This window comes from Bradyrhizobium sp., assembly GCF_052389815.1.
In the GTDB taxonomy this organism is placed as follows: domain Bacteria; phylum Pseudomonadota; class Alphaproteobacteria; order Rhizobiales; family Xanthobacteraceae; genus Bradyrhizobium.
On record NZ_JBQTHN010000070.1, the window covers coordinates 1 to 22,777 of the forward strand.

Here is a 22,777-nt window from a genome sequence, read left to right on the forward strand (position 1 = left end):
TTTGGTTCGGTCGGACATGCTTCGCGGACGGGCAGGGTTGCAAACACCACGTTGCATCGAACCGGCATTGCAGTTAAGCAACTGAGATGGAATGGAAATTCTCCGTCGCCCCGATGATGGACTGGACCGGGAGATCTCAAAAAGCGAAGCGCGATCAGCACTTAAGCTAAGTCTCGATCGGTCATGCCGTACCAAATGAAGTACCGCCGCTAGTTCGGAGTTTCGAAGAGCAAGCGATTTCGCGCTCCTGCGTTTGTTCGGCGGGTGCAGCGTAACGAAGTGTAGTATTCAATCCGCGCAGGCGCCATTGCGACCCCGTCGCCGCATGCAAGCGCTGGCGGCGCTATTGCCACCTGCGAAATCAGCGGCTGTAACGACACGAAGCGGTTTCTCCTCACTTGCCGCGGCCAAAATGGGATGGGCTTACCGTCTGCGCGGAACTAGCGCGCGACATTCTGAGCGCCGCCAACACGTTCTGTCCCCACTATCGCGGCGGAGGCATCGGCTTGCTTGCGTCCGCCCATCTGCTTGCCGGCATCGGAGGTGACGGCTGGCTGGAGGTTGACGCCAGCGACAATCCGTCGCGCGACCAGTCTTGTGGTCCCGTAGTCAAAGTGACGGATGGGACTGTCGAATTGAGCGAAGATCCGGGGCTCGGTGCAGTGCCCGATCTTGCCTCGATCGCGCACTATCGCACGCACTAACGTCGGATCGTGAATTCGCTCGGCGCCCGCCGGTAGTCCCAATCGGCTCGCTCGAGCTCAGGCCGATCGAATTCGGCCTGAGGATATCCGACACAGAAATAGCCGATGAGTCTCCAGGACTCCGGCACGTCGAGAATCTCGCGGATCCGGGCAGGCGTCAGGATCGACACCCAGCCGATCCCGATACCTTCCGCGCGGGCGGCGAGCCACATCGCGCAGATAGCCGCGACGACGGAATATTCGATCGTTTCCGGCATCGTAGCGCGCCCGAGGCCATGGCCGATATCGCTGGCCTTCTCCGCGAAGACAGCCAGATGACCCGGTGCGTCCTCAAGGCCCGAGAGTTTTAGCGCGGCATATCGCGCTGCCCGTTCCCCCGAATAGCACGCCAGGGCATCGGCATTGCAGGCCTTGAAGTCATCAATCACGTCGCTGCGTCTCGCCGCGTCCTCGACGATGACGAAACGCCAGGGCTGGCTCAGCCCAACCGACGGCGACAGGCAGGCGATATCGATGAGCCGCTCCAGCGCGGCTTCGGGCAGCGGATCGGTCCGAAATCGACGCACGTCGCGGCGCCAGATGAAGAGCTCGCGCAATTGCCGGCGAAATTGATCGTCGAAGGCGACCATCAGAGTTGCGGGCCCGATTGGAAAAGGGCGGCGGCCATCAGCAGAATGGCGGTCTCGGAAAGCTGTTCGAATGCACCCAATATATCGCCCGTCTGACCGCCGATCTGTTTGATCGCGAGGCAAGTCATCATCAGCCCGATGAGGGCGAGAAGGACCACGGCCAGGATCGCCTTGGCCGGCCCAAGGCCGAACGCGAGCACAACGGCACCCACGCCAAGCGCAATGGCGGCGCTTTGCGGTGCCGGCTGGCCTGCGCGAGCCGAAAGCCCGTCCGGCCGTGCCGGCGGCACGAAGGCCATGAAGGTCGGCACTCCTGCGCGTGCGGCGGCATGTGCGAGCAGCAGCGCAATCATCACCGATCGCGGCGCGGCGATCGCTGCCAACGCGCTCCAGCGCAGGATCAGCGAGATGACAAGCGCGCATGCGCCATACGTACCAATCTGGCTGTCGCGCATGATATCGAGCTTGCGCTCGCGCGTCCGGCCACCGCCCAGTCCATCCACGGTGTCGGCAAGCCCGTCCTCATGCAGCGCGCCGGTCACGATCACCGTGCTCGCGAGCGCGAGCATGGCTGCCGGCCCCGGCGTCAGACCAATCGCATGGGCGAGAGCGTAAACGGCGGATCCCACCAGGCCGACCAGCAATCCCGCAACCGGCAGCGCCCAGCTTGCGCGTGTAACTTCGCCATCGCTTACGGCCGTGGGTGGACCGAAGGGAAGAATCGTGGCGAACGAAACGCCTATCCTCAAGTCGGTGACGATCGTTCGCAGCTGTTCGAGCTGAAGCATCACTTGACCTTCATCGGCAATCCCGCCACCACGAGCTCGACCTCGTCGGCGACCGCGGCGATCCGTTGGTTCAACAGACCGGCGGCATCGCGAAAGCTGCGCGCGAGCGCGTTATCTGGCACGATCCCGAGGCCGACCTCGTTGGTGACAAGGATCACCGGACTTTGTTGCCGGCCGAGTGCATCCGTGAGCAGGGCCGCTTCGTCCGACCAGTTGCGTTCGGCATGGAGGAGGTTCGACAGCCACAGCGTCAGGCAATCGATAAGGCGGGCGCCGCCGCCGTCCGTCTCGGTCAGCGCCTGCACGAGGTCTAGCGGAGCCTCGCGCTCGATCCAGTCGTTGCTGCGGCGCGCGCGATGCCTGGCGATCCGCGCTTCCATCTCCGCATCAAGCGCTTCGGCGGTGGCGATATAGATGGGCCGGCCGGGATAGGCGTGTGCGCGCGCCTCGGCGTGCCGGCTTTTTCCCGACCTGGCGCCTCCCGTGATCAGCACAATCGGCATCGAACCCTCCGTTCGGATCCGCACTAACCACCAATCGCCGGCAAAGACAAAGCCGAATTCTGCTCCGAGGGGCTTGCGCTCCTTCGCAATTCTTGCGCATCAGGGCAGACGTAACGGGAGACGATGCGTGGGTTTTGCCGGGGCAATGGCGGTGGCGATGACGGTGGACGCCCTGGTGGGGTGGCCCGGCGCGCTGTTCGCGCGCATCGGCCATCCCGTCACCTGGATTGGCCGACTGATCAGCCTACTCGATCACAGTTGGAACCGGTCCGCCGATGCGCCGCCGATCCGCCGCATCGCAGGCGTCGGCGCCGCGCTGCTGGCGATCGGGCTTTGCGTCGCGATCGGTTGGATCGTGCAGGCCGTACTGTCTCCCCGGTGGGGCGGCGTCGTGCTCCTGGCGGTACTCGCATGGCCCCTGGTCGCACTGCGCTCGCTCTATGACCATGTCGCCGCGGTGGTGCAGCCGCTGCAATCTGGCGACATCGATGCGGCGCGTCTGGCGGTCGCTCAGATCGTGGGACGCGATCCTGCAACGCTCGATGAAGCAGGGATTGCGCGCGCCGCCATCGAAAGCCTCGCCGAGAATGCATCGGACGGCGTCGTGGCGCCGGTGTTCTGGGGCGCGCTGTTCGGTCTGCCTGGCATCGTTGGCTACAAGGCCATCAATACGCTCGATTCCATGATCGGCCATCGTTCCGAGCGTCATCTGTATTTCGGCTGGGCGGCCGCGCGCATCGACGACATCGCCAATTTCATCCCGGCGCGCCTCACGGGCTTTCTCTTCGTCCTGGTCTCCCCGCACTTCTCGGAAGCGCTGTCCTGCATGGTGCGAGACGCGAACCGCCATCGTTCGATCAATGCCGGCTGGCCGGAGGCTGCCATGGCAGGCGCGCTCGGCGTACGGTTGAGCGGACCGCGGAGTTACCATGGCAGCGTGACCAATGAGGCTTGGCTGAACGAGGGCGCGCGCGATCCGCTCTCCGCCGATGTCCGGCAAGGCTTGACGCTCTACATACGCGCGATGCTGCTCCTCGGCGGATTGCTCGTGGCGCTGGCGATTGCATGACGAGGGCGGCGATGCAGGAGCATGGTGGAAATCTCGATCAGGCGGTCCAGCGTTTCGGTGGACGCGTGGAGGACTGGATCGATCTGTCGACCGGCATCAATCGGCAACCCTATCCGGTCGGCGAGATCGAGCCTCAACACTGGCAAGCGCTGCCATCGCGATCTGACATCGAATCCTTGCATCAGGCCGCGCGGCAGGCCTATGCGACCAACGCGCCGATCGTGGCGATGGCCGGCGCGCAAGCTGCTATCCAGCTTCTGCCGTGCCTCGCGCCCCGTGGTCGAGCGCACATTCTCGCGCCCACATACAACGAATACGCCGCGGTTCTGTCAGTCGCCGGCTGGGACGTTGCCGAGGTCCCTACGCTTGAGGCGTTGACGGGAGCCGATCTCGCCGTGATCGTCAATCCCAACAATCCCGATGGGAAACGCCATGAGCGGGGAGACCTGCTCGCATTGCTGCCGCGCGTCGGTCGTCTCATCATCGACGAGAGTTTCGCCGACGCTGTCCCCGAATTGTCGCTCGCGGCGGAGGCGGCAGGACCAAGCCTCCTGATCCTGCGGTCGTTCGGAAAGTTCTATGGACTCGCCGGCCTGCGGCTTGGCTTCGTGCTGGGCGGGGAAGGGGACATCGTTGCGCTATCGGGAATGGCGGGTCCGTGGCCGGTTTCCGGTGCTGCAATTGCGGTCGGACGACGCGCCTTGCTGGATCGCGAATGGGTCGAAGCAACCGCGAGCCGTCTCGGACGCGATTGCCAGCAGCTCGATGCTGCGGTGAAATCGCAGGGCTGGCGGTTGATTGGTGGTACGCCGCTGTTCCGTCTCTACGAGACAGAAGACGCGCGCGCTGCACAGAAGCGGCTTGCCGGCGCACGCATCTGGTCGCGTATCTTTGAACAACAACCGCGATGGTTGCGGCTGGGTTTGCCGGGCGACGAGACCGAGTGGGCGCGCCTGGCCGCCGCTCTATCGCGCTGATCCCTCAACGCGCAAGCGCAAGCAGTCCTTCGACGTCGAGATGGGCCTCGATGTGGTCGGCAAGCGCGTCGAGTGCGCTCTCTACCCTTCCACGATACGGCTGGTCCGTGGCCGGAATGTCGAGCTGCGCGAGAAACGAGCTACGGAAATCGTCGGACGCAAACAGGCCATGCAGATAGCTGCCGTAGACGCGTCCGTCGGGCGAGATCGCGCCTTCCGGCGCGCCATCGAGCAGGGCGAACGGACGTCCGCGGTCAGGCCCATCGGTTCGCCCGATATGGATCTCATAGGCATCGATCGGCTGCCCGGTCTCCACGTGTTGCGCGGCGACCCGGGTGAGCGTCTTTTGTTCGGTCATGACCGTGGTCACATCCAGGAGCCCGAGGCCTTGCGTCTCGCCCGCCGGTCCTTCGATCCCCTCGGGATCGGCGATGCTGCGCCCGAGTATCTGGTAGCCGCCGCAGACACCGAGCACATGACCGCCGCGGCGACGATGCGCAAGCAGATCGATATCCCAGCCCTGCGCGCGTAGGAAGGCAAGATCACCGCGTGTCGACTTCGAGCCGGGAATAATGACGAGTCTGGCGTCGCCGGGAATGGCGTCTCCGGGGCGAACTATCACGAGATCGACGCCGGGTTCAAGCTTAAGCGGGTCGAGATCATCGAAATTGGCGATCCGCGACAGCGCGAGAAACGCGATCTTGCACTGACCGGGCTTGCGCGCCTCGCCGAGCCCCAGCGCATCCTCGGCCGGAAGCTCGTTCGCGCGGGTGAAGTAGGGGAGCACGCCGAAGCCGCGCCATGCTGTCCTGGCTTCGATCAGCCGATAGCCGTCGTCAAACAGCGTGGGATCGCCGCGGAACTTGTTGATGACAAAGCCGTGGATCATCGCTGCATCGTCCGGGTCGATCACGGTCTTGATGCCGACGAGCTGCGCGATGACACCGCCGCGGTCGATGTCGCCGATCAAAACAACGGGGATGTCAGCCTTGCGGGCAAAGCCCATATTGGCAATGTCGGATTTGCGCAAATTGACTTCGGCCGGGCTGCCGGCGCCTTCGACGAGAACGAGATCGGCGCGCTGCTTCAGCCGCGCAAAGCTCTCCAGAACAGCGCCCATCAGTGAAGGCTTGAGGGCAGCATATTCGCGTGCACGCGCCGTGGCGATCCGCTTGCCGTGTACGATGATCTGCGCACCGACATCGGTCTCCGGCTTCAAGAGGACCGGATTCATGTCGGTATGCGGCTCGACACCGGCGGCCAGCGCCTGCAAGGCCTGCGCACGGCCGATCTCGCCGCCATCCACGGTGACGGCCGCATTGTTCGACATGTTTTGCGGCTTGAACGGGAGCACACGTAGGCCACGGCGTCTTGCCAGGCGCGCGAGGCCCGCGACGACGAGCGACTTGCCCACGTCGGAGCCCGCACCCTGGATCATCAATGCGCGCGCCATCGAACTGTCTTCAGAACTCGACGCCGGGCTGGGCCTTGATGCCGGACCGGAAGGGATGTTTCACCAGCGTCATCTCGGTGACGAGGTCGGCGATCTCGATCAACTCGTCCTTCGCATTGCGTCCGGTGAGAACGACATGCGTCGTCGGCGGCTTGTGCACCCTCAGGAATTCGACGACCTCCGCGATCTCCAGATAGTCATAGCGAAGCGCGATGTTGATCTCATCGAGCACGACCATGCGCAAATCGGGATCCAGGATCAATTGCTTCGCCTTGTCCCAGCCCGCTCTTGCGGCAGCGATGTCGCGGGCGCGGTCCTGCGTTTCCCATGTAAAACCTTCGCCCATCGCATGGAACTGGCAGAGGTCACCGAAATGCCCGGTGAGCAGGCGGCGCTCGCCGGTATCCCAAGCTCCCTTGATGAACTGGACGACCGCGCAGGGAAAGCCATGCGCGATGCAGCGCACGATCATGCCGAAGGCGGAGGATGATTTTCCCTTGCCCGCGCCGGTATGAACGATGATCAGTCCCTTCTCGCCGCTCTTGGTCGCCATGATCTTGTCGCGGGCGACCTTCTTCTTGGCCATTTTCGCCGCGTGACGAGCCTCGGAGACGGCGGTGTCCGCGTCCCCGGCGGCATCCTGTTCAGACATCATCGGAGGTGATCCTTCGGCTTGACAAGTTGGAGCCTTGGGCAAATGGTGGGCCTGCGTTGGTTCCTGTCCTACGACAGGCGAAGAGGGAATGCGATAGGGCTCAAATCGAGAGGTTTGGGTTCGAAAAGCAGCCGCCCCCGCGACCGTGACCGGAGAGATTCCCAAAGCCACTGATCCCTGAAGGGGTTGGGAAGGCGGGGATCGAAGGACGAGATCCTGCTCCGCAAGCCGGGAGACCTGCCAGCGCAACGTTTTGGACCGGCGGACGGGGTGTTCCGCGACGGGGAAGCGAGCCCTTGGCAAAGTGGTTCGCGCGCCTCATCGCCCCCCGTTTGTTTTTCTGGAAGGGGCGATGACTGTCACACTTCACGTCTGCATTACCTGCCGTGCCGGCCAGACGCTCAGCGAGGGCGAGACCACGCCCGGCAAGCGCCTGCACGCCGCGATCCTGGATGCCGGCGTGCCCGAGGGCGTGAATGTCGTTCCCGTCGAATGCCTGTCTGCGTGTAGCCAGGGCTGCTCCATCGCGCTCAGCGCGCCGGGACGCTGGTCCTATGTTTACGGCCGGTTGTCGGACGCCAATGCGAAAGACGTGATTGCCGGTGCATCAGCTTACGCCGGGGCGTCCGATGGCATCGTGCCGTGGCGCAGCCGGCCTGAGATCTTTCGCAAGCAATCGCTCGCCCGCATTCCACCCATTGCCGTCGTGCCGGAGGCCGCCGAATGAGCTCACTCGCAAAAGTCCCCGTCACCGTCGTCACCGGCTTTCTCGGATCGGGCAAGACGACGCTGATCCGGCATTTGATCGCCAATGCCAACGGCAAGAAGCTCGCGGTGCTCGTCAACGAGTTCGGCAGCGAGGGCGTCGACGGTGAGATCTTGAAATCCTGCGCCGATGCCAATTGCCCGGCGGAAAACATCGTCGAGCTCGCCAATGGCTGTATCTGCTGTACCGTGGCCGATGATCTAATTCCGGCTATGGAGCAACTGCTCGCACGCACCGTGAAGCCCGATCATATCCTGATCGAGACGTCGGGCTTGGCCCTGCCGAAGCCGCTGCTCAAGGCGTTCGATTGGCCGGAAATCCGGTCGCGGATCACGGTCGACGGCGTGATTGCGCTCGCCGATGCGGAGGCCGTGGCGGCGGGCCGCTTCGCGCCGGATCCGGATGCTGTCGAAGCGCAGCGGGCGACCGACGACAATCTCGATCATGAAACGCCGCTGTCAGAGGTGTTCGAGGACCAGATTGCCTGCGCCGATATCGTGCTGCTCACCAAGGCGGACCTCGCCGGCTCGGCAGGGCTCGAAGCGGCCAAGGCTGCGATCGAAGCCGAGATGCCGCGCCGCGTGCCGATGCTGTCGGTCGTCGACGGTGCGGTCGACGCGCGTGTGATCCTCGGCCTCGAAGCGGCCGCAGAGGATGATCTCGCCGCGCGCCCTTCGCATCATGACGGCGAGGATGAGCACGAGCACAATGATTTTGCGTCCGTCGTCGTCGATATCCCGGAGGTCACCGACATCGATGCGCTGGTCGCATCGATCCAGCGGCTGGCGCGCGAGCAGAACGTGTTGCGTGCCAAGGGCTATATCGCGGTCGAGGGCAAGCCGATGCGGCTGCTGCTGCAATCGGTCGGCGAGCGGGTGCGGCATCAGTTCGACAGGCCCTGGGGGGCGCGGCCGAGACAGTCAAAACTGGTCGTGATCGGCGAGCAAGGCGACATCGACGAAGCCGCGATCAAGGCGGGACTTGGCATCTGATGCACGTTGTCTTTCGCGAGAACCGTGGTCTTGAGGAGACCGCGACGCCCAGAGACATCGGCCAGGATCCGGCCGATCTCGTGGCGCTCTCGTTTTCCGACAGCGATCTCGCCGCCTTCGCGTCTGGCTGGCGGCGCGGGCGCGCCGGCCTGCCGTCGCTGAGGCTCGCGAACCTCGCGGAGCTGCGTCACCCGCTGTCGGTCGACACGTATATCGAGCGAACATTGTCGCAGGCGCGCGGCATCCTCGTGCGGCTGATCGGGGGTGAGTCCTATTGGTCGTACGGGCTCACGGCTCTGCATCAACTGGCAAAGGATCGCAATATCGCGCTGGCCGTACTGCCGGCGGATGGCCGCGATGATCTGCGACTGGATGCGTTCTCCACCCTGCCGGGCTCGACGCTCAGGCGGCTCAAGGCGCTCTGCGACAAGGGCGGACCGGTCGCGGCGCAGGCGGTGATCGCCCAGCTCGCGTTGGCGTCAGGACTTTATGCGGGACCCGTCGTCGGGGAGCTGGATGTTCCCGAGATCGGCTTCTACGACCCCGCTCGCGGCATTGTGGCAGCGCCGACATGCGATGGGCGGCCGCGCGCGCTCGTCACCTTCTATCGCTCCTATCTCACCGCTGCCGATACGGGCCCGGTCGACGCGCTGATCGCAGCGCTACGGCAGAAGGGCTTTGATGCCTTTGGCGTGTTCGTCACCTCCCTGAAGTCGCCGGGCGTCGCGGGCTGGCTGCCAGCGCACTTTGCGCAACATGAGCCGGCTGCCATCGTCAATGCGACGGCGTTCTCCGCGGCCGGTGACGACGACACCACCCCGTTCGATGCTGCATCGTGCCCGGTCTTCCAGGTTGCGCTGTCGACAGCCCGGCGCGAGGATTGGGCCGAGTCGCTTCGCGGTCTCTCACCGGGCGATCTCGCCATGCATGTGGTGTTGCCCGAGGTCGACGGCCGGCTGTTCGCTGGTGTGGTGAGTTTCAAGTCGGCGAGCGAGCGCGATCCCGATCTGCAATTCGCCCGTCTAGCACACAGAGCCGACGACGAACGCGTGAGCGCCGTTGCCGCGCGGGTCACGGCTTGGCAGAGACTTGCGAATAAGCCGGCCGACGAGAAGCGGCCGGCTATCGTGCTCTCAAACTATCCGGGCCGTCCGCATCAAATCGCGCATGCGGTGGGGCTGGACGCGCTCGCCTCGGTCGAGGCGCTGCTCTCCGATCTCGGCGAAGCCGGGTTCGATGTGGAAGCGGCGGAGGCACTTGGCGACGTCCTCTTGCGGGAGCAATTAACCTGGAGCGTCGCCGAGTACCGTGCGGCGCTCTCAGACCTGTCACGCCAGTTGCAGGACGACCTCGCGCGCGCCTGGGGCGCGCCGGAAGATGATCCGAGCTGTAGCGACGGCGCGTTTCATTTTGCTGCGATCCGGCGCGGCAAGGCCATCATCGCCGTCCAACCGGAGCGCGGTGCGGTCAGCAACCGCGATACCGACTATCATGATTTGTCACGCACGCCGCGTCACGCCTATGTTGCCTTCTATCTGTGGCTACGGCGCCAAGGGATCGACGCCGTTGTCCACATGGGCGCACACGGCACGCTCGAATGGCTGCCGGGCAAGTCCGTCGCGCTGTCGTCGTCCTGCTGGCCGGACGCGCTGATCGGCGATGTGCCGGTAGTCTATCCCTTCATCGTCAACGATCCCGGTGAAGCCGCGCAGGCCAAGCGACGGATCGGTGCGGTCACGATCGGTCATCTGCCACCGGCATTGGCGAAGGCCGCGGTGCCGGAAGGCTTGCGCCGGCTCGAACATCTGCTCGACGAATATTCGACCGCTGATGGCCTCGACCCCGGGCGCCGCCAGCGCCTGATTGCGGCGATCCGCGACGAGGCGCGCGCCGCCGGGCTGGAAGATGATCTGGGCCTTGCCGTATCGACAGCGCCGGCCGAGGCCATTCCGCCAATCGACCGCTTCGTCTGCGATCTCAAGGAAAGTCAGTTCGGCGACGGCCTGCATGTGCTCGGTCGCGGCGCCTGCGGTGCAGCGGAGAAGGGCGCGGTGCTCAATGCGCTTGCCGGCCGGCGCGTTGCGCCCGGGCCGGCGGGCTCGCCCTATCGCGGTCGCCCGGACGTGCTGCCCACGGGACGCAATCTGTTTGCTGTTGACCCCCGTGCGGTGCCGACGCCGTCGGCCCATGTGCAAGGCATCAAGCTCGCCGAGGAACTGCTGCGCCGTCACTTGCAGGATCATGGCGACTGGCCGAAGGGGCTCGTCGTCGATCTCTGGGGCTCGGCGACTATGCGCACCGCGGGCGAGGATTTTGCGATGGCCCTGCATCTTGCAGGACTCGCGCCGCGCTGGGACCACGGGTCGGGCCGGGTGATCGGCTACGATATCATCGCGCCCGCCGAGCTCGGCCGTCCCCGCATCGACGTCACGCTGCGCGTGTCCGGACTGTTCCGCGACGTCTTCTCGGGGCTCGCGCAATTGTTCGAGGCGGCGACCGAAGCGCTCTCGGCGCGCGAAGGGGAGGGCGAGGAAAATCCCTATCGCCATCGCGCCTCACGCGTGTTCGGGCCCCGTCCGGGGCAATATGGCGTCGGCCTGTCGTCGATACCTGACGTCTTCACGATAGAATCACGGGAAGCTGCCGGTGAGGCCTGGCTGTCGGCATCGTCCTGGGCGTTCTCGTCCGATGGCGCAATGAAGCCTGATCGTGCAGGCATCGAGGCGCGGCTCGCGGCCGCTGATGCCTTCGTCCATACCCAGGATCTGCCGGAGACGGATCTGCTGCTCGCCGCTGATTATGCCGCGCATGAGGCGGGCATTGCGGCTGCGGCGGCGCGGCTCGGCACGGATATCGAACTCTATCACCTCGATGCAACACGCATTGATCAGCCGCGGGCGCGCGCGGTAGCCGAGGAAATTTCGCGCGTGGTGCGTGCACGTGCCGCCAACCCGGACTGGATCGCTGGCATGATGCGCCATGGTTTTCGCGGTGCAGCCGAAATCACTGCGACGCTGGAGCACATGGCGGCCTTTGCCCATCTAGCAGGCGTCGTGCCGCCCCATCTGTTTGATCTCTACTACGACGCGACACTCGGCAATGACGACGTCCGCAGCTTTATGACGCGCGAAAATCCGACGGCGCTTGTCGCGATGGAAACCTGCTTCACCCGGCTGCATGAGGCGTCGTTGTGGAAGACGCGCCGCAATTCGATTGCGGCCGCGCTGCGGGAGGCGTCTTGAGCACCGTCGCGATCAAGGGGTGGTGCCCGGGAGCCCTGCGGCCGATGCTCTCCGGCGACGGGCTGGTCGTGCGTGTACGCCCATATGGCGGCAGGCTCGACGCGAAGCAGGCGGTCGGCATTGCCGATCTGGCGGAGCGCTACGGCAACGGTCTGATCGATCTGACCAGCCGCGCCAATCTCCAGATCCGTGGCGTCAACGAACGTGAGCATCTAGCGCTGCTCGATGGGTTGGCGCGGTTGGGGATGCTCGACCCGGATCCAGAAATCGAGTCGCGGCGCAACATTCTGGTGACGCCGTTCTGGCGCACTAGCGACGACACATTCTCGCTTGCCGCTGAGCTCGAGCAGGCTCTGGCCGATAGCACGCTCGATCTTCCGACTAAGTTTGGTTTTGCAGTCGATGACGGGAAGGAACGCGAGCTCGCTGCCGCGTCGGCTGATGTGCGGATCGAGCGCGATCTTACGGGTGGTCTCATCGTCTGCGCCGATGGTGCCGAATTCGGTCGCTCGGTCGCGCGAAGCGAAGCCGTGAATGTCGCGCTTGCGCTTGCCGAATGGTTCGTCGCATCGGGCGGGCGAGGGCGGATGGCGACCCATCTCCGCGCCGGAGTCAGGCTGCCGAAAGCTCTTCAGGGCGACACCGAGCCTGCGCGCATATCCGCGGCGCCGTCTCTGGGCCTCTATCCGCAGGGCGTGATGGTCGGCGCAGCATTCGGGCAAGTCACGCATTTGGCACTCAGCCATCTCGCAGGCTGTGCGCAAGCGCTCCGCATGACGCCATGGCGCATGATGCTGGCAGAGGGGCTCAATGAGATGCCTCGGTTGCCGGGTCTCATTACACGGACTGATGATCCCCTGCTCCGTGCGATCGCCTGTAGCGGCGCACCGCGCTGCCGCGAAGCGCATGCCGATACGCGCGAGCTTGCGTCTGCACTCGCACCGCACATTGCGCCCGACGCCCGGCTTCATGTCTCTGGTTGCGCCAAGGGCTGCGCCCATGCCGGCCCGGCGTCAATCACGCTGGTTGCGACCCGCGACGGATTTGACCTTGTCCGTGGCGGCTCGACGCGGGATACGCCGATCAGACGCGGCCTAAGCGGCGCAGCCATCGTCAGGGATCCCTCCGTGTTGGTGGGAACGCGCTGATGCCGCACACTTACGAAACCGATGGCGCGGCGATCTATCGGAAGTCCTTCGCCACCATCCGGGCCGAGGCCGATCTCGGTCGCTTCACGGCGGATGAGGAACCCGTAGCCGTGCGCATGATCCATGCTGTCGGCATGGTGGGTCTCGAGGCGCATATCCGCTTCACGCCCGGCATGGCCATCGGCGCACGCGCCGCCTTGCGGAATGGTGCGCCCATTCTCTGCGATGCGCGCATGGTGTCGGAGGGAATTACACGCGCACGGCTGCCGGCCGGCAACGCCGTCATCTGCACGCTCGGCGATCCCGCCGTTCCTGCGCTCGCGCAATCCATGCGCAATACGCGCTCAGCCGCGGCGCTGAAGCTCTGGCGGCCGCATCTTGAGGGCGCGATCGTCGCCATCGGCAACGCGCCGACCGCGCTGTTTCATCTTCTCAACATGCTGGAGGACCGCGACTGTCCAAGGCCGGCCGCGATCATCGGCTGCCCCGTCGGTTTCGTGGGGGCTGCCGAATCCAAGGCCGCGTTGATGGCAAACCCGCCGGCGCCGGCACTGACGGTCGAGGGGCGCCTTGGCGGGTCGGCGATCGCCGTTGCCGCCGTGAATGCGCTAGCGAGTCGGAACGAATAGCGATGGGCCGTATCATCTGCTGCGGCCTCGGGCCAGGCGATCCGGACTTGATGAGCGTGCGTGCCGCTCGCGAGGTGCGCGCGGCAAAGCATGTCGCCTATTTCCGCAAGAAGGGACGACCCGGCCAGGCGCGGCGCATCGTCGAGGGGATGCTGGCGGGGGATGTCTCGGAATATCCGATGGAGTATCCGGTCACGACGGAGATCGCCTTCGACAGTCCGGAATATTTCCGTCTGCTGACGGGTTTCTACGACGAATGGGCGGAGCGTCTTGCGTGGCTTGCGCGTGCGGTCGACGTCGTCGTGCTTTGCGAAGGCGATCCCTATTTCTACGGCTCCTTCATGCACTTGCACGCCCGCTTGCAGGGGCGGGTCGAGATCGAGGTGATCGCGGGCATTCCTGGAATGGCTGGTTGCTGGAACTCGGTCGGCCGGCCGATCGCGCTCGGCGACGACGTGACGACCGTCTTGATGGGTACGCTCGCCGAAGATGCGCTTGAGCGGCGCATGCGCAATTCCGACGCGCTCATCATCATGAAGACCGGGCGCAACCTGACCAAGGTGCGCCGCGCGCTCGCGTCCGCCGGCCGCTTGGCCGACGCCTGGCTGGTCGAGCGTGGTACCATGCCCGGTGAACGCGTCGCGCGGTTGATCGATATCGACGAGGTCGACTGTCCGTACTTTGCGATCGTGCTGGTGCACGGGCAGGGGCGACGTATCGAGGCCGTCGAATGACGGGCACGCTCACCATCGCGGGACTCGGCCCCGGTGACGATGCACTCGTCACGCCGGAAGTCACCGCTGCGCTCGCGGCTGCGACCGACATCGTGGGCTATGCGCCGTATGTCGCGCGCGTGCGTCCGCGCGAGGGGCTGACGCTGCATCCGTCCGACAACCGCGTGGAGTTGCAGCGGGCCGGCGAAGCCCTGCGGCTGGCATCGGAGGGACGGCAAGTCGTCGTGGTATCCTCCGGGGATCCCGGTGTCTTTGCGATGGCCTCAGCTGTGTTCGAGGCGCTTGAAGACAATCCGCAATGGCAGAGCCTTCCGATCCGCGTTCTGCCCGGTGTAACTGCGATGCTGGCGGCTGCGGCGTGCGCGGGCGCGCCGCTCGGTCACGATTTTTGTGCGATCAATCTCTCCGACAATCTCAAGCCGTGGACCGTCATCGAGAAGCGCCTGCGGCTAGCCGCAGAGGCTGACTTCGCGATCGCGATGTACAATCCGCGCTCGGCGAGCCGGCCTGAGGGTTTTGCGCGTGCGCTGGAGATACTGAAGGAGGCGGGATGCGGTGGCCGGATGGCGATTTTCGCCCGCGCGGTCAGCGCCCCCGACGAGCGGATCGAAACGGTCAGGCTATGCGAGGCAAGACCCGACATGGCCGACATGCGGACGCTGGTGATCGTCGGCAATTCGGCGACGCGCCGCGTCGGCCGCTGGGTCTATGCACCGAGGCAAGTCCGATGACCGAGCCATTGCAACGCATCGGCCACGTTGTCCATCCGCGGCCTCTCGGGCAATTGTGGCCGCGACAGCATGATGACAGGAAGGCCGAGCGCGCGCGCAGCATCGATCTTGGCGCGCGCGCCGTCACCTCCGGAATTGCGGGCGACGACCCATTCGATGCCGCGCGCTTGCATCATCTCCAGTTCGCCATCGAGTGTGAACGGCCCGCGCGACACGATGACGTTGGCATCGAACGGCAGTGCGCCCTCGGGTGGATCGACAAACCGCAATGTGTAGGCGTGCTGCGGCCTGGCGCCGAAGGGCGCGATATGCTGTCGGCCGATTGCGAGGAAGACCCTGGCGCGATTTTCTGGCAGCGCCGCAACGGCGGATGCAATGTCAGCGACCTCGATCCAGGTGTCCCCGGGCGTTCTCGCCCAGGGCGCGCGTTCGACCGCGATCAGCGGCGTACCGGTTTCTGCGCACGCCGCGACCGCGTTGCGGCTCATCTCGGCGGCGAACGGATGGGTCGCATCGATCACATGTGTGATGCCCTCCTGCCGAATGTACTCGGCAAGACCAGCCACGCCGCCGAAGCCGCCGATGCGAGTCGGCAGCGGTTGACCGGCGGGCGCGCGCGTGCGGCCTCCATAGGAATAGATTGCATCGAGCCCCACGTGCGCGAGCGCCTCGGCAAGTTGATTGGCGTCGGCCGTTCCGCCCAGAATGAGGGCGCGCGTCATGACTGATCCCTGGTTGATTATCATAGGCGTCGGCGAAGATGGCCTTGGCGGCCTGTCCGAGGCAAGCCGAAAGGCGCTTGCCGAAGCCGAAACTGTTTTTGGCGGCGAACGTCATCTCGCACTGGTTGGCGTTGCCGAGCGCGGCCATCCATGGCCCGTGCCATTCGACGCAAATTGCGTGCTGAGCTGTCGCGGCCGGCCAACGGCCGTGCTCGCCTCGGGCGACCCGTTCTGGCACGGCGTCGGCGGCACGCTTGCGGAAAAGCTTCACGCCGGCGAATGGATCGCTCATTCCGCGCCCTCGACTTTCTCGCTTGCGGCAGCGCGGTTGGGTTGGCGCCTCGAATCCATTGTGTGTCTCGGCCTCCATGCCGCGCCTTTCGAACGCCTGGTGCCGCATCTGGTGTGCGGCGCGCGGATCATTTGCCTGGTACGCGACGGCAAGGCAGGTGGCGATCTCGCCGCCTGGCTGACGGAACGCGGTTGGGGCGCATCACCTCTGTGGACGCTCTCGGCCCTTGGCGGCCCGCGCGAATGCGTCAGACAGCTTCGCGCCGATAGCTACACGGCTGAGCCGGGCGAGAGTCTCGTGACGATTGCGCTGGAGCCGAGGGGATCGAAGGGAGTTGCGCGCAGCTCAGGTCTTTCGGACGATCTCTTTGTGCACGACGGCCAGATCACCAAGCGGCCCGTGCGGGCGCTAGCGCTTTCAGCACTGTCACCGCTGCCCGGCGAAAGATTGTGGGACATTGGCGCGGGCTCGGGCTCGATCTCGGTCGAATGGGCTCTGGGTGAGGGAAGCGCGATTGCGGTCGAGGCTCGCCAAGATCGTGCCGCGAACATCCGGCGAAATGCCGCGGCTTTCGGTTTGGCGCATCGGATCACTGTCGTCGAGGGGACGGCGCCGGAGATCCTCTCGAGCCTCGAGACGCCCGATGCCGTGTTCATCGGCGGTGGTCTCAACGTCACGCTGTTCGACGCCGTCTGGTCGCGCGTCGCGGCGGGGACTCGGCTGGTCGCTCATGGTGTGACGCTGGAGACAGAGGCACTTCTCGCGGACCTTCATCAGCGCCACGGCGGCGAGTTGATGCGGGTCGAGATCGCTCATGCTGGTCCGCTGGGCCGTTACCGATCCTGGGAGCCAGTGCGACCGGTCGTGCAATGGAGTGCGATCAAATGAGGGTCGCAGGTCTGGGATTTAGGCGCGACGTCACGTTCGCCTCGCTTCGCGAAGCGCTCATTGCTGCCGGCGGTGCCGAAGGCGTTACGGCCATAGCCACCGTGAGCGACAAGTTGGGATCGGATGCGCTGGAGCGACTGGCGGGTGAGCTCAATGTGCCAATCAAAGCCATTCCGGCCAATGTGCTGGTAGGTATCGCGACGTCGACCCAGTCCGAGCTTATCAAGGAGAAGTTCGGCACCGGCTCGGTCGCCGAAGCCGCGGCGCTCGTGGCAGCCGGGCGCCACGCGCGGCTCGTCTCGACGCGGGCGGTCTCGCAGGACCGAACCGCCACCGCGGCGATCGCAGAGGGAGATGGCGAATGACAGTGCACTTCGTTGGCGCCGGGCCGGGCGCTGCCGATCTGCTCACCTTGCGCGGGCGCGACCTGATCGCCGCCTGCCCGGTGTGTCTCTATGCCGGCTCGCTCGTGCCGGAAGGGGTGCTTGCGCATTGCCCGCGCGGCGCGCGCATCGTCAACACCGCGCCGCTATCGCTTGACGAGATCATCGCGGAGATCGCTGCCGCGCACGCGGAAGGCAAGGACGTCGCGCGGCTGCATTCCGGCGATCTTTCGATCTGGTCGGCGATGGGCGAACAGTTGCGCCGCCTGCGCGCGCTCAATATTCCCTATTCGATCACGCCGGGTGTGCCGGCTTTCTCCGCCGCCGCCGCCGCGCTCGAGGCCGAGCTGACGCTGCCGGGTCTTGCGCAGTCCGTGGTGCTGACGCGCACGCCGGGCCGGGCGAGCGCGATGCCGGAGGGCGAGAATCTCGCCGCCTTTGCCACGACCGGTGCGGTGCTCGGCATACATCTGTCGATCCATCTGCTGGACAAGGTGATCGCCGAGCTGATGCCGCATTACGGCGGAGATTGTCCGGTCGCGATCGTCTGGCGCGCAAGCTGGCCCGATCAGCGCATCGTGCGCGCGACGCTGGCCACGCTTGATGCCGCGATAGATACCGAGCTCGAGCGCACGGCGCTCATTCTCGTTGGAAAGACTCTGGGCTCGGAGGAGTTCGCCGAGAGCCGCCTTTATGCGGCCGACTACGACCGTCGCTACCGGCCGGTCGGGTCTTCACCGCGCTTTCCGGAGGCGTCGTGATGGCGGCGGGCCTCGTCATCTCGGCGCCGGCATCCGGCGTCGGCAAGACGACGCTGACGCTCGCGCTCGCGCATGCCTATCGCGGTCGCGGGCTGACGGTACAGTGCTTCAAGAGCGGGCCCGATTACATCGATCCTGCCTTTCATGCGGCGGCCACCGGGCGCGCCTCTGTCAATCTCGATAGCTGGGCCATGAACCGTGAGACGATCGCGCGACTGGTCAGCCGCGGTGCGGACGCCGATCTCGTTCTCGCCGAGGGTTCCATGGGCCTGTTTGATGGTGTCGCCGCGCGCGGCGTCACCGGCACGGGCGCAACGGCCGACATTGCGGAGATGATGGGGTGGCCCGTGCTGCTCGTGCTCGATCCGTCCGGGCAGGCACAGACGGCCGCGGCGATTGCCGCTGGACTACGCGATTTTCGCGCGGGCGTGCGCCTTGCGGGCGTCGCTCTCAACCGCGTTGCGAGCCCGCGGCATGAAGATCTCGTGCGGCGCGCCCTGGCGGACGCTGGCATTGCCGTGTTTGGCGCGATGCCCCGCCACGCCGAGATATCCTTGCCCAAGCGGCATCTCGGCTTGGTGCAGGCCGAAGAGCAGGCGGAGGTTGGTGATCTGATCGCCGAGGCCTCGCGCTTCGTCACCGAGCATGTCGATCTCGACGCGGTGCTTCAATCGGCCTGCGCCTGGTCGCCGCCTTCTGTCGCGCGCGCTCTCAGCGTCACGCCGCCCGGCCAGCGCATTGCGCTCGCCCGCGACGCGGCGTTCTCCTTCGTCTATCCGCACATGCTCGAAGCCTGGCACGCCTCAGGCGCCGAAATCTCGACTTTCTCGCCGCTTGCCGATGAAGGGCCTGACGTGAGCGCCGACGTCTGCTGGTTACCCGGCGGCTATCCCGAGCTGCATGCTGGCCGGCTCGCCGCAAACACAGGGTTTCGCAGCGCACTGCGCTCCTTCGCCAGAACGCGCCCCGTGCATGGCGAATGCGGGGGCTATATGGTGCTAGGTGAGGCCCTGATCGATGCCGAGGGTGCACGCCATGAGATGGCCGGCCTGCTCGGCCTGGAGACGAGCTTTGCCAAGCGGCGGATGCATCTGGGCTATCGGCTTGCGGAACTGGCTGCGCCCATGCCGGGACACAAGCCTGGCGCACGCCTGCGCGGCCATGAGTTTCACTATTCGACAATCGTTGCGCAGCCTGATACGCCGCTCGCACTCGTACGCGATGCGACTGGCGCCATCGTTGCCGAAACCGGCTCGCAGCGCGATAACACCACCGGTACGTTCTTCCATTTGATTGCGGAGGACCGGTGAGCGGTTCTGTTTCCTTCATCTCGGCCGGTCCCGGCGACCCCGACCTCCTCACGCTGAAGGGGGCCGCGCGGCTGCGCGAGGCCGACGTCGTGCTCTACGACGATCTGGCCTCCGGCGCGATCCTCGATCTGGCCCGTCCTGACGCCAATCTCGTGGCGGTCGGCAAGCGCGCCGGTCGACCCTCGACCAAGCAGCAGCATGTGAACCGGCTGCTCGTCGATTATGCCGGAACGGGCGCGCGCGTGGTCCGCCTGAAATCGGGCGATGCGGGCATCTTCGGCCGTCTGGAAGAGGAGATCGAGACGCTCCGTGCGGCTGGCATCGGCTACGAGATCGTTCCCGGTGTGACTTCGGCCTGCGTTGCTGCTGCGCGGGCCGGTATTCCCCTGACCCGACGGCACACTTCGCGCCGGGTCCAGTTCGTGACCGGCGCCGATGTCACCGGCGAGTTGCCCGCGAACCTGAACTGGGCGGCGCTCGCCGATCCGGACGCGACGACGGTCGTCTATATGGGCCGCCGCACGTTTCCGACTTTGGCCGCGAAACTGATCGAACAGGGCCTTGCGCCCAGCACACCGGCGCTGTTTGCCGAATCCTTGGGTCGCGCCGACGAACGCCTTATCCGCACCACCATCGCCGAACTCGCGGAGCAGCTTGCGCGAGGCAGCGCGGCGGCTGCTGCTGCCGTCATCCTGTTCGGCGCGCTCGCGGGAGATCGTTCGTGATGGCGCCGTCGCCGATCTTCGCTCGCCCCTTGACGCGTAGTCAGGGAAGGGGCCAATTTTTCACGCCAAAGCCGTCGGGTGTAACGGCAGGAAGGACGAAAGGCCATGCATATCGAACCGGGAATCGTGACGGGTGCAAAACTCGTGCTGAGCTATGCGACCGGCGTTGCCGCCGGCGGCGTTGCGCTCAAGCTTGCAGTCAACAGCGTGCGCGAGCAGGGCGTCGCTTCTTTCGTCGTGCGCACGGTTGCGACGACAGCGCTGGTGTTCTCGTTCTTCGAGATGCTGCCGCACTTCCGCGTCGGGGTCTCCGAGGTGCATTTCATCCTCGGCTCGACATTGTTCCTGCTGTTCGGGGCGGCCCCTGCCGCGTTCGGACTGGCGTTTGGTCTTCTGTTGCAAGGCCTGTTCTTCGTGCCGACCGACCTGCCGCAATACGGCATGAACGTAACGACGCTGCTGGTGCCGCTGTTCGCGATTCAAGCGTTGGCCCAACGCATCATTCCGCGCAACACCGCCTATGTTGACTTGCAGTACCGTCAGGCGCTGGCGCTTTCGACGGCGTATCAGTCCGGCATCGTGGCGTGGGTCGCGTTCTGGGCGCTCTATGGTGCGGGCTTTGGCGCAACGAATCTCGCCAACATCGCGACCTTTGCGGGATCCTATGCGCTGGTCATCGTGATCGAGCCGCTGGCCGACTTGGCTATGCTGGCGCTGGCAAAATCGCTGCGCGGCGTTACGGCCGACGGTTTTGTCACGCCTCGCTTGCACAACGCAGCATAGAGATGACGTGAGGGGCGGCTGCAACGGCCGCCCTTCACAAAGACTATGCTGACGCTGTCCCTGATAGGCATCGGCTGCGGTGCTCCCGAGCAGCTCACGCTTGCCGCGATCCGCACGATCAACGACGCTGATCTTATCCTCATTCCGCGCAAAGGAGCGGCGAAGTCCGACCTTGCCGAATTGCGGCGGGCCATTTGCACAGGCGTGCTCACCAACGACAGGACACGCATCGCGGAATTCGATCTGCCTGTGCGCGCCGCTGGCGAGGCAGACTACCGCAAGGGCGTCGACGACTGGCACGACGCTGTCGCTGCAACCTGGTCGCGGGAGATCGCGAGCCACCTCGGAAGCCGCGGGCGTGTGGCGCTGCTGATCTGGGGCGATCCATCGCTCTATGACTCCTCCTTGCGCATAGCGCGCCGGCTTGATCCGTTGCCTGCAATCGAGGTCGTCCCGGGCATCACGTCGATCCAGACGCTGTGCGCGGCGCATGCGCTGCCATTGAACGATATCGGCGAGCCCTTCCTGGTCACGACGGGGCGGCGGTTGCGCGAAGGCGGATGGCCGGCCGGTGCGGATACCGTCGTCGTGATGCTCGATGGTGGCGCGGCCTTTCAGGCGCTGGAGCCGAAGGGACTGCAAATCTGGTGGGGCGCCTATCTCGGCATGCCCGATGAAATCATCCTGTCCGGCGGGCTTCCCGAAGTAGGTCCGCGCATCGTCGCCGCACGGCAAGCGGCGCGCGAGCGGCATGGCTGGATCATGGACAGCTATATTCTCAAACGCAGATCGTGACGCGGCCACAACATCGTCGAGAGGCAGAACAACATGCTCCCCGATTGGGTCTACCAGGAATGCCCAGGCATCTCAGCCGTCCATCGCGAAACGGCTCTCGTGCGGCAGGCTCAGTTGACCAAGCCGACCGGTGCGCTCGGCCGGCTCGAGCACGTTGCCATCGATCTCGCCGGCCTGCAGCAGACGGAGCAACCGCGCGCCTCGCGCGTTCCGATCATCATCTTTGCAGGGGATCATGGCATCGTCGCGCAAGGCGTGTCGGCCTATCCACAAGCCGTGACGATCGCCATGATGACGAACTTCGCCTCGGGCGGAGCTGCGATCTCGGTTCTAGCGCGCGAGCTGGGGGCAACTCTTGAAGTCATTGACGCAGGCACGCTGGCGCAAGCGCCGCTGCCCGGGATTGTCACGGACAAGCCACGTTGCGGCAGCCGCGATTTCAGCGTCGAGGCAGCGCTCGCGCCAGCGGAGCTGGCTTTTGCCTTTGAATGCGGAAAGCGGGCAGTGTTGCGCGCTGAAGCCGGACAACCCGATATTTTTATTCTCGGCGAGATGGGGATCGGCAACACCACGACGTCGGCGGCCATCGCCTCGGCCCTGCTCGGCGTGAGCGCTGGGGAGGTTGCGGGCAGTGGTACCGGCGTCGATGCAGCCGGCCGGGCCCGCAAGGCACGCCTGATTGACGCCGCGCTGGCGCGCCACGGCCTCACAGGTCCGGGCGTCGCGGCTGAGAAGATCCTGTGTGCGGTTGGCGGTCTCGAAATCGCGGCCATTTGCGGTGCGATCATCGCGGCGGCACAGCGGCGCATTCCGGTTCTGATCGACGGCTTCATCGTGTCGTCTGCTGCCTTGGCCGCGGTGCGCCTCAATCCGTCCTGCCAGCCGTTTCTGCTGCCTTCGCATCAATCGGCGGAGCAGGGCCATCGCCTCGTCCTTCGAGCCCTGAACGTACATCCGTTGGTCAGTCTGGATCTGAGGCTCGGCGAGGGATCGGGTGCGGCGGTCGCATTGCCGCTCGTGCGGCTCGCATGCGTGCTGCACAATGGCATGGCGACCTTCGCGCAGGCCAACGTGCCGGATCGCCCCGCCGGATGATGG

General features: G+C 65.5%; 23 protein-coding genes, 1 pseudogene and 1 riboswitch. Of the genes and pseudogenes, 18 read left to right on the forward strand and 6 right to left on the reverse strand.

Features of this window, described 5'->3' with window-relative positions:
• Positions 1–410: 410 nt before the first annotated feature.
• A pseudogene (locus ACT4OC_RS12020) lies at positions 411–704 on the forward strand (enolase C-terminal domain-like protein); the annotation flags it as partial.
• On the opposite strand, the gene bluB reads toward ACT4OC_RS12020, so the two are convergent.
• Genes bluB through cobU form a run of 3 tightly spaced genes read right to left on the reverse strand, consistent with a single transcriptional unit; the run spans position 701 to position 2,624 of the window.
• Entirely contained in the window at positions 701–1,333 is a 633-nt protein-coding gene (gene bluB / locus ACT4OC_RS12025; protein WP_444839211.1) for a 5,6-dimethylbenzimidazole synthase, read from the reverse strand. The pseudogene ACT4OC_RS12020 and the gene bluB overlap by 4 nt on opposite strands.
• Positions 1,333–2,124, reverse strand: coding sequence for an adenosylcobinamide-GDP ribazoletransferase (gene cobS, locus ACT4OC_RS12030; protein ID WP_444839212.1), 792 nt, complete (start codon positions 2,122–2,124; stop codon positions 1,333–1,335). Before cobS ends, bluB begins: the two co-directional genes overlap by 1 nt.
• Positions 2,121–2,624 (reverse strand): bifunctional adenosylcobinamide kinase/adenosylcobinamide-phosphate guanylyltransferase, encoded by a 504-nt coding sequence (gene cobU / locus ACT4OC_RS12035; RefSeq protein WP_444839213.1) that lies wholly within the window; start codon positions 2,622–2,624, stop codon positions 2,121–2,123. The genes cobS and cobU overlap by 4 nt, the downstream gene beginning before the upstream one ends.
• Positions 2,625–2,751: 127 nt before the next feature.
• On the opposite strand from cobU, the gene cbiB reads away from it, so the two are divergent.
• Complete coding sequence (gene cbiB, locus ACT4OC_RS12040; RefSeq protein WP_444839214.1) at positions 2,752–3,693, forward strand: adenosylcobinamide-phosphate synthase CbiB; 942 nt, start codon at positions 2,752–2,754, stop codon at positions 3,691–3,693.
• Between the two features lie 11 nt (positions 3,694–3,704).
• Entirely contained in the window at positions 3,705–4,670 is a 966-nt protein-coding gene (gene cobD, locus ACT4OC_RS12045; protein WP_444839215.1) for a threonine-phosphate decarboxylase CobD, read from the forward strand.
• Between the two features lie 4 nt (positions 4,671–4,674).
• On the opposite strand, the gene ACT4OC_RS12050 is transcribed toward cobD, so the two are convergent.
• Positions 4,675–6,123 carry a cobyric acid synthase gene (locus ACT4OC_RS12050; RefSeq protein WP_444839216.1) on the reverse strand — a complete coding sequence of 483 codons (1,449 nt, stop codon included), beginning with the start codon at positions 6,121–6,123 and terminating at the stop codon, positions 4,675–4,677.
• Between the two features lie 10 nt (positions 6,124–6,133).
• Positions 6,134–6,775 carry a cob(I)yrinic acid a,c-diamide adenosyltransferase gene (cobO, locus tag ACT4OC_RS12055; protein ID WP_444839284.1) on the reverse strand — a complete coding sequence of 214 codons (642 nt, stop codon included), beginning with the start codon at positions 6,773–6,775 and terminating at the stop codon, positions 6,134–6,136.
• A gap of 43 nt (positions 6,776–6,818) precedes the next feature.
• Positions 6,819–7,037: riboswitch (cobalamin riboswitch) on the forward strand.
• A 93-nt stretch (positions 7,038–7,130) separates the two neighbouring features.
• On the opposite strand from cobO, the gene ACT4OC_RS12060 reads away from it, so the two are divergent.
• From ACT4OC_RS12060 to cobJ, 7 genes are read left to right on the forward strand one after another with little or no spacing between them, the layout of a single operon-like run.
• Positions 7,131–7,505 carry a DUF1636 family protein gene (locus ACT4OC_RS12060; RefSeq protein WP_444839217.1) on the forward strand — a complete coding sequence of 125 codons (375 nt, stop codon included), beginning with the start codon at positions 7,131–7,133 and terminating at the stop codon, positions 7,503–7,505.
• Complete coding sequence (cobW, locus tag ACT4OC_RS12065; protein ID WP_444839218.1) at positions 7,502–8,536, forward strand: cobalamin biosynthesis protein CobW; 1,035 nt, start codon at positions 7,502–7,504, stop codon at positions 8,534–8,536. Before ACT4OC_RS12060 ends, cobW begins: the two co-directional genes overlap by 4 nt.
• Complete coding sequence (cobN, locus tag ACT4OC_RS12070; protein ID WP_444839219.1) at positions 8,536–11,778, forward strand: cobaltochelatase subunit CobN; 3,243 nt, start codon at positions 8,536–8,538, stop codon at positions 11,776–11,778. Before cobW ends, cobN begins: the two co-directional genes overlap by 1 nt.
• The gene (cobG, locus tag ACT4OC_RS12075; RefSeq protein ID WP_444839220.1) at positions 11,775–12,926 is read left to right on the forward strand and encodes a precorrin-3B synthase; all 1,152 of its coding nucleotides are present in this window, start codon (positions 11,775–11,777) and stop codon (positions 12,924–12,926) included. Before cobN ends, cobG begins: the two co-directional genes overlap by 4 nt.
• Positions 12,926–13,555, forward strand: coding sequence for a precorrin-8X methylmutase (locus tag ACT4OC_RS12080; RefSeq protein ID WP_444839221.1), 630 nt, complete (start codon positions 12,926–12,928; stop codon positions 13,553–13,555). Before cobG ends, ACT4OC_RS12080 begins: the two co-directional genes overlap by 1 nt.
• 2 nt (positions 13,556–13,557) lie before the next feature.
• Positions 13,558–14,289 carry a precorrin-2 C(20)-methyltransferase gene (locus ACT4OC_RS12085; RefSeq protein WP_444839222.1) on the forward strand — a complete coding sequence of 244 codons (732 nt, stop codon included), beginning with the start codon at positions 13,558–13,560 and terminating at the stop codon, positions 14,287–14,289.
• Positions 14,286–15,020 carry a precorrin-3B C(17)-methyltransferase gene (gene cobJ / locus ACT4OC_RS12090; RefSeq protein WP_444839223.1) on the forward strand — a complete coding sequence of 245 codons (735 nt, stop codon included), beginning with the start codon at positions 14,286–14,288 and terminating at the stop codon, positions 15,018–15,020. The genes ACT4OC_RS12085 and cobJ overlap by 4 nt, the downstream gene beginning before the upstream one ends.
• Here cobJ and ACT4OC_RS12095 read toward each other — a convergent pair.
• Positions 14,996–15,742 (reverse strand): cobalt-precorrin-6A reductase, encoded by a 747-nt coding sequence (locus ACT4OC_RS12095; protein ID WP_444839224.1) that lies wholly within the window; start codon positions 15,740–15,742, stop codon positions 14,996–14,998. The two genes, cobJ and ACT4OC_RS12095, sit on opposite strands and share 25 nt — an antisense overlap.
• On the opposite strand from ACT4OC_RS12095, the gene cbiT reads away from it, so the two are divergent.
• The 8 genes from cbiT (at position 15,741) to cobT (ending at position 22,774) form a co-directional block, all read left to right on the forward strand.
• Complete coding sequence (gene cbiT, locus ACT4OC_RS12100; RefSeq protein ID WP_444839225.1) at positions 15,741–16,922, forward strand: precorrin-6Y C5,15-methyltransferase (decarboxylating) subunit CbiT; 1,182 nt, start codon at positions 15,741–15,743, stop codon at positions 16,920–16,922. The two genes, ACT4OC_RS12095 and cbiT, sit on opposite strands and share 2 nt — an antisense overlap.
• Positions 16,919–17,287, forward strand: coding sequence for a cobalamin biosynthesis protein (locus tag ACT4OC_RS12105; protein WP_444839226.1), 369 nt, complete (start codon positions 16,919–16,921; stop codon positions 17,285–17,287). Before cbiT ends, ACT4OC_RS12105 begins: the two co-directional genes overlap by 4 nt.
• Positions 17,284–18,066 (forward strand): precorrin-4 C(11)-methyltransferase, encoded by a 783-nt coding sequence (gene cobM, locus ACT4OC_RS12110; protein ID WP_444839227.1) that lies wholly within the window; start codon positions 17,284–17,286, stop codon positions 18,064–18,066. Before ACT4OC_RS12105 ends, cobM begins: the two co-directional genes overlap by 4 nt.
• The gene (locus ACT4OC_RS12115; RefSeq protein ID WP_444839228.1) at positions 18,066–19,376 is read left to right on the forward strand and encodes a cobyrinate a,c-diamide synthase; all 1,311 of its coding nucleotides are present in this window, start codon (positions 18,066–18,068) and stop codon (positions 19,374–19,376) included. The genes cobM and ACT4OC_RS12115 overlap by 1 nt, the downstream gene beginning before the upstream one ends.
• Positions 19,373–20,101, forward strand: a complete 729-nt coding sequence (gene cobA, locus ACT4OC_RS12120) for a uroporphyrinogen-III C-methyltransferase (RefSeq protein ID WP_444839229.1) — start codon at positions 19,373–19,375, stop codon at positions 20,099–20,101. Before ACT4OC_RS12115 ends, cobA begins: the two co-directional genes overlap by 4 nt.
• A gap of 105 nt (positions 20,102–20,206) precedes the next feature.
• The gene (locus ACT4OC_RS12125; protein WP_444839230.1) at positions 20,207–20,884 is read left to right on the forward strand and encodes an energy-coupling factor ABC transporter permease; all 678 of its coding nucleotides are present in this window, start codon (positions 20,207–20,209) and stop codon (positions 20,882–20,884) included.
• A 45-nt stretch (positions 20,885–20,929) separates the two neighbouring features.
• Complete coding sequence (gene cobF / locus ACT4OC_RS12130; RefSeq protein ID WP_444839231.1) at positions 20,930–21,679, forward strand: precorrin-6A synthase (deacetylating); 750 nt, start codon at positions 20,930–20,932, stop codon at positions 21,677–21,679.
• Between the two features lie 33 nt (positions 21,680–21,712).
• On the forward strand, positions 21,713–22,774 hold the full coding sequence (gene cobT, locus ACT4OC_RS12135; RefSeq protein WP_444839232.1) for a nicotinate-nucleotide--dimethylbenzimidazole phosphoribosyltransferase: 1,062 nt from the start codon (positions 21,713–21,715) through the stop codon (positions 22,772–22,774).
• Positions 22,775–22,777 lie beyond the last annotated feature (3 nt).

Excerpts from the sequence above, each read along its gene's own strand:
- bluB (WP_444839211.1), bottom strand. The coding sequence starts at position 1,333 with ATGGTCGCCTTCGACGATCAATTTCGCCGGCAATTGCGCGAGCTCTTC.
- cobU (WP_444839213.1), bottom strand. The coding sequence starts at position 2,624 with ATGCCGATTGTGCTGATCACGGGAGGCGCCAGGTCGGGAAAAAGCCGG.
- cobD (WP_444839215.1), top strand. The coding sequence starts at position 3,705 with ATGCAGGAGCATGGTGGAAATCTCGATCAGGCGGTCCAGCGTTTCGGT.
- ACT4OC_RS12050 (WP_444839216.1), bottom strand. The coding sequence starts at position 6,123 with ATGGCGCGCGCATTGATGATCCAGGGTGCGGGCTCCGACGTGGGCAAG.
- cobO (WP_444839284.1), bottom strand. The coding sequence starts at position 6,775 with ATGTCTGAACAGGATGCCGCCGGGGACGCGGACACCGCCGTCTCCGAG.
- ACT4OC_RS12060 (WP_444839217.1), top strand. The coding sequence starts at position 7,131 with ATGACTGTCACACTTCACGTCTGCATTACCTGCCGTGCCGGCCAGACG.
- cobW (WP_444839218.1), top strand. The coding sequence starts at position 7,502 with ATGAGCTCACTCGCAAAAGTCCCCGTCACCGTCGTCACCGGCTTTCTC.
- cobN (WP_444839219.1), top strand. The coding sequence starts at position 8,536 with ATGCACGTTGTCTTTCGCGAGAACCGTGGTCTTGAGGAGACCGCGACG.
- ACT4OC_RS12080 (WP_444839221.1), top strand. The coding sequence starts at position 12,926 with ATGCCGCACACTTACGAAACCGATGGCGCGGCGATCTATCGGAAGTCC.
- ACT4OC_RS12085 (WP_444839222.1), top strand. The coding sequence starts at position 13,558 with ATGGGCCGTATCATCTGCTGCGGCCTCGGGCCAGGCGATCCGGACTTG.
- cobJ (WP_444839223.1), top strand. The coding sequence starts at position 14,286 with ATGACGGGCACGCTCACCATCGCGGGACTCGGCCCCGGTGACGATGCA.
- cbiT (WP_444839225.1), top strand. The coding sequence starts at position 15,741 with ATGACTGATCCCTGGTTGATTATCATAGGCGTCGGCGAAGATGGCCTT.
- ACT4OC_RS12095 (WP_444839224.1), bottom strand. The coding sequence starts at position 15,742 with ATGACGCGCGCCCTCATTCTGGGCGGAACGGCCGACGCCAATCAACTT.
- ACT4OC_RS12105 (WP_444839226.1), top strand. The coding sequence starts at position 16,919 with ATGAGGGTCGCAGGTCTGGGATTTAGGCGCGACGTCACGTTCGCCTCG.
- cobM (WP_444839227.1), top strand. The coding sequence starts at position 17,284 with ATGACAGTGCACTTCGTTGGCGCCGGGCCGGGCGCTGCCGATCTGCTC.
- ACT4OC_RS12115 (WP_444839228.1), top strand. The coding sequence starts at position 18,066 with ATGGCGGCGGGCCTCGTCATCTCGGCGCCGGCATCCGGCGTCGGCAAG.
- ACT4OC_RS12125 (WP_444839230.1), top strand. The coding sequence starts at position 20,207 with ATGCATATCGAACCGGGAATCGTGACGGGTGCAAAACTCGTGCTGAGC.
- cobF (WP_444839231.1), top strand. The coding sequence starts at position 20,930 with ATGCTGACGCTGTCCCTGATAGGCATCGGCTGCGGTGCTCCCGAGCAG.
- cobT (WP_444839232.1), top strand. The coding sequence starts at position 21,713 with ATGCTCCCCGATTGGGTCTACCAGGAATGCCCAGGCATCTCAGCCGTC.